The organism is bacterium, from assembly GCA_035419245.1.
GTDB lineage: Bacteria > Zhuqueibacterota > Zhuqueibacteria > Residuimicrobiales > Residuimicrobiaceae > JAKPUX01.
Genome location: DAOLSP010000035.1, coordinates 1 through 8,990 on the forward strand (window position 1 = coordinate 1; position 8,990 = coordinate 8,990).

Here is an 8,990-nt window from a genome sequence, read left to right on the forward strand (position 1 = left end):
ATGACCAAGCATTACACACAGATCGTTCAAAATGAATTAGCCAAAGCTCTTGCTCAAGTGGACTTCTAAAGTCGCAAAAATAGCGCAATCAGATTTATTTGTCGTTGTTTTATTATTACTTAAAGTAGTAACTCGCTGGTCTCACATACCAGAGGTCACTGGTTCAAATCCAGTATTGCCCACAATAATAACAGGCACTTGCATAGTTTTCATGCAAGTGCCTGTCCTGTTTTTAGGTGCAGAATTGGGCAGAAAACGACTCCCATCTTAACAAATTATTAACATTTACTCGTTTGTTTCAATCCACGCGCCCGCGCGGGGCGCGAAAGATCATCATAGCGGTGGTGCAGCGGGCAGCTCGAACTTTCCCTCGCTGGCCGTGTCCTCGCAGGTTGCCTTGATTTTGTTCAGAGCCTCGTTGTCCAGATCGGTCGGAGTGGATGCGACAAAGTCGTCACCCCATTCGTCCCCCAGGTAATACAGGGTGCGGACCGCCTTTTTCTGGTCCTTGCTCAAGTCTGCCCCGGGAATGATTTGATCCAGGACCTGGCCGAGTAGCTGCATCAACAGCTTGATTAGCCAATCCAGATTCACACCGATCCCCAAGAATTTGACTTTTAGTGGTTCCATAGCTTTTTCTCCTTTCTGGTTTAAGCTATTTCGTCCATGTAGCCCTAACTTTTTGAGCCACATATTTTTCATTTTGGAAAACGTCACCACCGTGGCGATAACGGATCACTTTATCAGTAAGGCCATAGAGGATAGCCATTACACCGGCGCTGATTACTGCCTCCCCGGCCACCTGCCCGATAACCGGGATGTATTGAAGTCCTGCACCGATCAGCACAACCAGGATTCCTCCAAGAGTCTTGGGCAAGAATTTTAGCATTTCAGGAATTTTCATGATTTACCTCTGATCAATGTCAATTATTTTTTCCTGTCAGCGACAATTAGAATTCCCGTTTTTGTTTAATGCCAAGGGGTAACGGAAGGAGCCCGGAGGGCGACTGGAGTTACCCCTTGGAGCCGCTGGTTTGCTCCTCTTCCAAAGGGTGCTGCTGGATTTTTTTCTGTGATGATTCAAGTCGGTAGCTGGGCAAATTGATCTCTATGATAATGCTGTGATGGACCAGGCGGTCGATCGCCGCGGCCGTTGTCATGGGATCTTTAAAGATCAGCTCCCACTGCGAAAAAGGCAAATTGCACGTCAGCATAATGCTTTTTTTCTCGTAGCGATCAGCTAAGAGCGTAAACAGCACTTCCATTTCTTCCCGGTCATATTGTACATAACCGAGGTCATCGATAATAAGGGCATCGTACCGGGATAGTTGTTTGAGAGTCCGGGCCAATTTCAGTTCTTTTTTAGCTGCCAAGAGCTCTTGTACCAGAAGGCTGCAGGGGCGAAAAAGTACGGGACGGCCATTTCGCACCAGTTCTTGTCCAAGCGCACAGAGAAGATGGGTTTTTCCGCTGCCCGGGTTGCCAAAAGCCAAAATATTCTCAGCACGATCCAGAAATGAGCCTTCCAGCAGCGCGCCCAATTGGGCGTTGACTTTCATCGGCAAGCGGTGCCGATCAAATTGGGCGAGACTTTTTTGCAGCGGCAAACGAGATACTTTCAGCATGCGTGCAATCTTTTTCTGCTCGCGGCTCTCGGTTTCCCGGCTGATCAAGTCCAGGAGAAATTGTTCATAGCTCCAGCCTTCTTGTCTGGCCATATCGGCGGCTTGACGATATTCTTGTTGCATGGCAGGCAATCGCAGCGATTTCAGCGCTGGAGCAATTTGTGAGTGAATGGATGCTTTCATTGCCCAGCCACCTCTTCCAGAAGCGTGTCATAAACTTTCAAGACGACCGCATCTACATGGACTGAGATATGGCGAGGCAAGGTGTTGACAGCGTCCTTGACGATTCCAGCAATTTCTTCCAGTACGATCGGTTCATTGTTATCAAGTTTTGCCGCCAATACCGAATCGACGGCGGTTTCATTTTCCCGGGCTGCTAATTGCAAAAGATGCAGATAGGTTTTGACTCCCTTGTAACCTGATTGTTCTTTGAGAAGATCGTAGACGACCCGGAATCGATGGGTCGGAAAAAGCTCATCGCGGTAGCAGTAATGCTCAAAAGCGCCCGGCTTACGTACAAGAGAATCAATGATATGTCGGTATTGTATATGGCTCTGGTCCCGCCCGCGCAGCCGGGGCAGACTGTCTATTTTGCATCGGCCGTAGTATATTTCCAGCGTATCGGCATAGATGAAAACATCGATCCATTCATCGCAAAGACGACTGTCTACCGAGTAGGTATTATTTAAAACACGAATCGTGCCACTCTGCCGTACTCGCACCCGAATTTGCTTGACCGAATTTAGCCGGCGCTTGGGCAACCGGTGCATGACCATCAGCTCTTGTAGAAGTTTTTTCTGTCTGCCAGCATTGCGCTGTTTGATCAGCACCTGTAAGAATTGCTCATATTCGTCGCGTGTAGTAAAATCCCGGCTGCCGCGCAATATAAGTTCCTGATCAACCGCAGTTTTTAAGCGGTAATGGCTTTGTTCGACGTCGCCATTTTCGTTAGGCTGACCGGTTTGGATCTTGAGGCCTTGCATGCCATAATGATCCAGTACAGCTTGCCAGGAGCGGGTAAACTGCTCCAGATTATTCAGATTATTGACAGCCGCTGACAATCGATCTGTCCGGTGCTTTCTGGGTGCTCCCCCCAATTTCCACAACGCATTCTCAAACCCGGTCTGCAACGATTCAAAACTCTCGCAAAAACAGATCGTACAGGTTTCCCAATTGGAGTAGGTCAGCACAAAATGATAGAGCAAGTGCCGGAATAACTCACCGCAGATGGTAATGCCCAGATCATCCATGTGGGTAAAGTCCGACTGGCTAAGTTCGCCAGGCGTATGGATTTGGTTAAAATAGATCTCTTTGGCAGGACCTTCGGTCGCTCGCCAGCTCTTCAGCCGGCGCTGCAACGTACGCAACTGGCCATCAGAAAACCGGCCAGGATACCTCCGCTGCAACCAGGCAAACAGAGTTTTCGCTTGCAGGCGCGAATCATTCTCCACGAACCGTTGTACTTCAGTCCATACTTCGGCAAACGGATCTTCGCGCGTGCGCCAGGTGTGCGGAGCACGACTATCACTGGGCAATTTACCCGATCTGAGATACTTGCGCGCAGTCTTCTCATCCATCTCTGCCATGGATGCCGCATTTGTCAAAGAACGGCCACGTGTTTTCAATTTTATCAATCTCCTGACTTGACGATCGCTTACCATCCAGGCCTCCTTCTCTATCGGTCACCTTGGATAGTATAGCAATTCCTGATCTTCTATACAGGAATTTTAATTGTCGTCACCCAGGAATTATAAATGTCGTTAATCATACCTCATTCCAAAGAGTCGTTTATACCACGGTCGATGCGGTTCAGGCGGATCAATAAAGTCAATAGGCAGCATCGAGTCAACCGGGGTTTCATTTTCCACCGGTGTGTTCCATAGCCTGATTTCAGCCTCCCTTCTGTTTTGCAGCCCTTTGCTGACTTTATCATTGACGTAGACCCAACGGCGCATTTCCTTTGGCACACGATCGAGCCTTCCGGCATTGATAACCTGCAAAACGGTGCTGTTCCTGAAGCGGGTGCAGCCGATGTTGAAGACAAACGAAACCAGCGCATCGAACTGGTTTTGATTCAGCGGGACCTGCACGGCCTGATTGACGGTATCAACCGGCACCTGCAAGTCCTGCTTTAGCAGTTCAATGCAGAGTTCCTCGGTCAGACCGTTATAAATGATGTAGGGTTCTCCGCCGATCCAGATCTTGCCGGAGACGTTTTCAGTCCTGGTTAACAGGTGGCCTATGCCGATGGTCGGCAAGCCGGCCTGATCGTCATAGACGGTCAGCCGGCAGCCTTCCAGTTTTTTAATCAGGGCGATACCTTTAAACGATATTTTCATAGTTGACCGGCACTTCTTTAAATATTATGAATATGGCATCAGCTTGTGGGATGGTCATGAGTTCCTTGACTGATTTGATGGATTAATAAGTGATCGGAGCGGGAGTCTCTTCATCGGAATAATATTCCACCAGACTCCGACCTGAGTACCTGTTAGTCCATACCCAGGATTGCGAATAACCATATCCAGCGTAGGTATGCCCAGCGATTCCGCTTATCCATGCGCACGTCGGGCCTTCGGCATATACTGAATTATAGCCTTCCTTCCAGATTTGGTCACTGTCGCAATTATAATTATCGCAGTCCTCAACATAGGAATAGACCTCAGCCTCGCACCAAAGCCCAGTATAATAGGCGTTTGCGACGCCGGTATTTCCGCAATATACTTTTGGTGCTGACTTGTAAAGAGTTACCTCTGCTTCAGCCGTTCCACCGGCCGGGGCCTGCACAGCAAAACCGCTGGCAAGTACCAATATCAAGCTGATCAATAGAACGAGGATTAAATTTTTCATGGCCTTTACTCCTTGCTTTGATTAGGATCTTTGCTATTGTGCTGTCTGACCTTGGCCGCCTTATATAGTGAAGTGCATCCATTCGAAAATAAAACGGTCCTGGGTTTCAGTAGATAATACTCATTGAATAGGCCATCCCTGCCGATGCCCCAAAATGTAATCATTGAGCTTATATCCCTCCGGATCACAGAGTCTTTATCAACTATCTCGAAACCAACTGAGACACGGGTCGAATTCATTAAAGTCGCCGAACCCTCCTTTATCGTTTTCCCTTGACGTTCAAGACGATAGAATACTTGCAGCTTGTCGAATTCTCGAGTATCTCCGCGGACTGTAATGGCCACATGAAATGAATCGACAGTAGAATGGTAATGCAAATGGTAGCCAAGCGCCCCTTCATTCATATCTCCTCGGTAAGAGGAGGTCAGGGCCAGAAGCGAAACCAGTCCGCAAAGCAGCGCTATTATCAGGTTCTTTTTCATACTGGCTACCATTTGCATAAACCACAGATCACCGCAGCATAAAGATTTTCAGGGTCTGCCTGGCGCCGCCGGCATTGATCTGGCAGAAGTAGACTCCGGTCGGAACCTGCAGCCCTGCCTGGTTCCTTCCGCTCCATGTGACAATGTGAGTGCCGGCGCTTCTCTCCCCGTTCACCAGCTCTATGACTTTTTGTCCGAGCATGTTGTAAACCGTAATTGTTGCCAGCCCCTTCTGCGCCAGCTTGAACTGGATCCGGCTCTCAGAGTTGAAGGGATTCGGGAAAGCAGAGACCTCGACAGACTGTTTTTCCGCCGGCGTAGCCTCCTCTTTTCCTGCAGGGAGGCTCTCCGGATGGTCAAGCCCCTCAATCAGGGAGGCGAGGATGAGCGGATCAGTGTCCTGGTTGGCTTTCGTGAGCACTTCAATCGCTTTCTCCTTCTGGCCATTCGACGCGAGCCCGGCCGCAAACGTCAGAGCCATGGCTTTTTCAAATGCCGTGCCTTGATATCTATTGAGCAGCGCTTCATCCGGAATGCCCTTTTGACTGTCATACCGGACTTGCCACTGATCCAGCGCGAATCGAACGGCATCGTGCATTTTATCGTATTTGCCGACATTGTTGATCACCTTCTGGCCTTCTTCTTTGCTCAAATTCCCAAGCAAGAGATCAAGCGGCCGGGCGGCGAACTCGGAATCGATATTCTCCACTACCAGCGTAGTCAGCGCTTTAGCATGGCTGAAGGTGGCCCCATTTGCCAACGCCCTTTTAATCTCGACGTATTGGCGCATCGGAGTGTTCGTTATTTTTGGAATATCAAAATCAGGGCCTGCATCTGGGGCAGAGCCGAGCTTATTGGCGCGATCTACCGAACCATAGAACCAATCGGTGTCCGGGGTGGGGCAATCGTAGAAATAACAGCTCCGGGCATAAACGGTCGTACCGGTTGCATTATAGATATAATCCTTTGTATTGTCGGAACCTTTTGTGAAGCTGTTATTACCCGGATCTTCAGCTGTGCCGAGTTCGAGGTAGCCATTATAGACATAAACCCGTTTATTGGTGATCGACGAATCCCAAAAATTGTACCCATTGCTTTCTCCCTCAAAAACCGGCGAGCCATTGGCAAGAAAAAGCCCATAAGTAGCATCTTTGAAAGAATCATGACCATAGTGACCTCCGGAAGAAGTTGCATAGATATAGACCGCGTAGTCGTCACCACCAATATAATTATTTGTAATAACTGGCCATGCGCCACTCCCGGTCACATAAATTCCGTAGGAATCATTACCAGAGATGACATTATCACTAATTGTTGGATCGGCTTGATCAATGTAAATTCCAGTTACACCGTAATAAAGGACACATCCAAGAATATGAGAACTTGAGGATGCTGTCGAACTGAATTTAATTCCTGACCAATAGCCGGACGCTTCTTTGCGTGTGAAATTGCAGGAATCGGCTTTAAGTGTGCCATTTATAATAAGCTCCGCTTTTGTGGAACTTGTGCCCGATGACCGATCATCGTAATTGGTGCGGAAATACATTATCGTGCCCGGCAAGACTTCCATTGTTTTTCCAGAAGCGACTGTGAGATCGCCATTAACATTGATTTTCCCGAGCATCCAGGTATTGACATCGAGAGTTCCACCCGTGGTCCAGATAGTTGGAGTCTTCGAAGCGTCATCTTTGGTGAAGGCAATGAACAACGGCCGGGCTGTGGTGGTAAACGTCGTGTAGGTATTTCCTGATAGAGTTGTCGTCGAGAACCATCCTGTGTTCGGAGCATAAGCACTCACACGAATCGAGCCAACATCAGAGCCTGTATAGGCAATAACTGAAGGGGATGAAACTGAAATATAGCTGGATGGAGCGACTTCGCTTGTTGAAGCGTCGGTATACCTAACGGATGTGGATGGATCTCCAACATATTCATTGTAGACGTCGTTCCAGGATCTGTTGACAGCTCCCCAAGTGTTATATTTTTCTGTGCATAAACTATCAGACTTTCGATAAGCCCATCCTCCTGAGATATAGGCGTCTACCGGGTCGCCGCCTCCTCCAGTTGCTAGTCCAGTCGCGCCAATAGGCCCTTCTAATGAAGAGTTGGTTTGACAAACGAGCCTGTCAAGGAGACTCCAGTAGTCAACGTTTGCTGTAGGTGGCTTCCGATAAAGTAAGAATCTTGCTACGTCACAAGAGTGCGCTATATAAAATTGATGGCCGTCAAAAGACGCAAGTGGGAGATCAGTCGTACTATAATGGTACTTATGGCCGCCATTAAAATCATGCCAGCCTGCCGAGTCACCATGGCATGACACAAAATTGATTGAGTATTTTGCGAACCGTTTTTCGAGCGAGTCGTGATATGCTGAGCCAGTCCAGTTAACATATGGCTCATCTTCGAACATAAGAGTGTCAAAATTTGTCCAACTATTATATGCAAACGCCCAAGCATGGGTACGCCCAGTTAGGCTAAGGTCGAGGTAGGCTGTGGAAAATAATGTCCGCTTAGGATCCTGGTTATGAGGATTGAATTCGTAAGAAAGAAGTTTTTTCAGTACTGCCTCTCCACCGGATTCAGCTACAAGCCGGCCAAGAATTAGATTTTGCGTTTTCTTCTTCGAAAGAGTGCTGGTATCATGCGCAGAATAGTTATATGAATCAAAATAGTCAGACCTCACAGGTTCAGGATAAATAGAAGTACACAACAAGTTGGCTGGGATTTCTGATCCTTTCCCAAGTAAGAAGACGAAGTTGTCGTTGCCAGGCCACCAAGTTTCATGAATCCACTTCCAAACATGGAGCGAATCGCGGACCGCGAGAGAGTCGGCCTTTTTGATCGTGACATCAAAGCCTTCGAGCGATTTCCACATCTTATACTGGTAGACATAGTTATCGAAGCGAGAAGCTGAGATGATCGCCAAATCCTTACCCTTGGCGAAGAGTGACCCTGCGCAAAGCATCAGCGCACAGGTGAGAAGAAGGACAATAGCTCTTTTCATGGTTAATCCTTTCTGCACTAAAATGTTTTTTCCGTACTTATAGGTGACGCTCTGCTGGAGGATCTCCCATGAAAAAAATAATGCTCGCAACATTAATAATTATAATCCTACAGCCAACTTTTACTCAAGCTCAATCATCACACCTCCTCTCGATCGATAATTTTTTCCCTTGTACGACTGGTAACATGTGGGTTTTTCAAGATCCGCACGATCAAACAGGTTTCACATTCCATGGGTGTTATATCCTTGACAAATTTAAAAACGATTCTTTAGCATTTGTCCTTGCCATAGGGCTCGCCGAGAATTTCTACCCTACTAAGCCTAACACTTGCAATGCCCTCTGGATGACTATTCAAATAAGACCACCTTTTGCCATTGACAAAGGTGAGTATATTGAATATGACGATGAGTTACTTTATCGACCTTTCAGCAAGACAGGGTCATTTATTGATCTGGCTGACAGCACAACGATAATCTCATTTGATAGCACGATCATCTGTCCTGTTGATACTTTCAACCACTGCATTGTCTTGAAGTCGTTAGGTGCTTTTGCTCCTGGTTTTGGCCCTGTGAATCAAAACCTCGTATATGCCAATGTGAATGGCGTAAAATATGGCTCCCTCCCACCTTGGGCATCAGTAAATTTTATTACATCCAAGAATCCAAGCCAAATCTGGCTTCATCCCGCCTACCCCAATCCCTTCAACCAATCAACCGGGATCACATTCTATCTGAACAAACCCGGCCCAGCCAGGCTTACAATCTTCAATTCCCAAGGCCGGACTGTGAGGGTGCTGCTCGATGAGCGAGTTGCAGCGGGTTCACATCACCTGACTTGGGACGGGATGTCTGATGATCGTCTGCTCTGCCCGTCCGGGGTTTATTTTGTCTCTCTCAAGACGTCAGAATTCTCTCAGAAGCGGGCGCTGACGCTGGTCAGATAGCGTCCACTCAATCTTCTGGCGTGCTCCCTCAATTCTCCCTATCCTCACTTCGCCCGGATATTCTTGACCGCCGCCGGGATCTTGA

Annotated in this window: 9 protein-coding genes and 1 tRNA gene; 2 read left to right on the forward strand and 8 right to left on the reverse strand. The window is 47.9% G+C overall.

What is annotated here, in order from left to right; all coding sequences use genetic code 11:
* The first annotated feature begins 119 nt into the window (after nt 1–119).
* Nucleotides 120–182 (forward strand) — tRNA-Val (locus PLH32_17925).
* A 151-nt stretch (nt 183–333) separates the two neighbouring features.
* Here the strand turns inward: PLH32_17925 and PLH32_17930 are convergent.
* The 8 genes from PLH32_17930 to PLH32_17965 form a co-directional block, all read right to left on the reverse strand.
* Nucleotides 334–630, reverse strand: a complete 297-nt coding sequence (locus tag PLH32_17930; protein ID HQJ66489.1) for a hypothetical protein — start codon at nt 628–630, stop codon at nt 334–336.
* Between the two features lie 25 nt (nt 631–655).
* The gene (locus tag PLH32_17935) at nt 656–904 is read right to left on the reverse strand and encodes a hypothetical protein (protein HQJ66490.1); all 249 of its coding nucleotides are present in this window, start codon (nt 902–904) and stop codon (nt 656–658) included.
* Between the two features lie 109 nt (nt 905–1,013).
* Nucleotides 1,014–1,808, reverse strand: a complete 795-nt coding sequence (gene istB, locus PLH32_17940; GenBank protein HQJ66491.1) for an IS21-like element helper ATPase IstB — start codon at nt 1,806–1,808, stop codon at nt 1,014–1,016.
* Nucleotides 1,805–3,286, reverse strand: a complete 1,482-nt coding sequence (gene istA, locus PLH32_17945; GenBank protein ID HQJ66492.1) for an IS21 family transposase — start codon at nt 3,284–3,286, stop codon at nt 1,805–1,807. The genes istB and istA overlap by 4 nt, the downstream gene beginning before the upstream one ends.
* Nucleotides 3,287–3,385: 99 nt before the next feature.
* The gene (locus tag PLH32_17950) at nt 3,386–3,964 is read right to left on the reverse strand and encodes a lysozyme (protein HQJ66493.1); all 579 of its coding nucleotides are present in this window, start codon (nt 3,962–3,964) and stop codon (nt 3,386–3,388) included.
* 82 nt (nt 3,965–4,046) lie between these two features.
* Nucleotides 4,047–4,475 (reverse strand): hypothetical protein, encoded by a 429-nt coding sequence (locus PLH32_17955; GenBank protein ID HQJ66494.1) that lies wholly within the window; start codon nt 4,473–4,475, stop codon nt 4,047–4,049.
* Nucleotides 4,476–4,480: 5 nt separating this feature from the next.
* Nucleotides 4,481–4,957, reverse strand: coding sequence for a hypothetical protein (locus tag PLH32_17960; GenBank protein ID HQJ66495.1), 477 nt, complete (start codon nt 4,955–4,957; stop codon nt 4,481–4,483).
* 28 nt (nt 4,958–4,985) lie between these two features.
* Nucleotides 4,986–7,961, reverse strand: coding sequence for a T9SS type A sorting domain-containing protein (locus PLH32_17965; GenBank protein ID HQJ66496.1), 2,976 nt, complete (start codon nt 7,959–7,961; stop codon nt 4,986–4,988).
* A 68-nt stretch (nt 7,962–8,029) separates the two neighbouring features.
* Between PLH32_17965 and PLH32_17970 the strand changes: the two genes are divergently transcribed.
* Nucleotides 8,030–8,905: a T9SS type A sorting domain-containing protein gene (locus PLH32_17970; GenBank protein HQJ66497.1), complete on the forward strand. Its 876-nt coding sequence runs from the start codon at nt 8,030–8,032 to the stop codon at nt 8,903–8,905.
* The last annotated feature ends 85 nt before the right edge of the window (nt 8,906–8,990 follow it).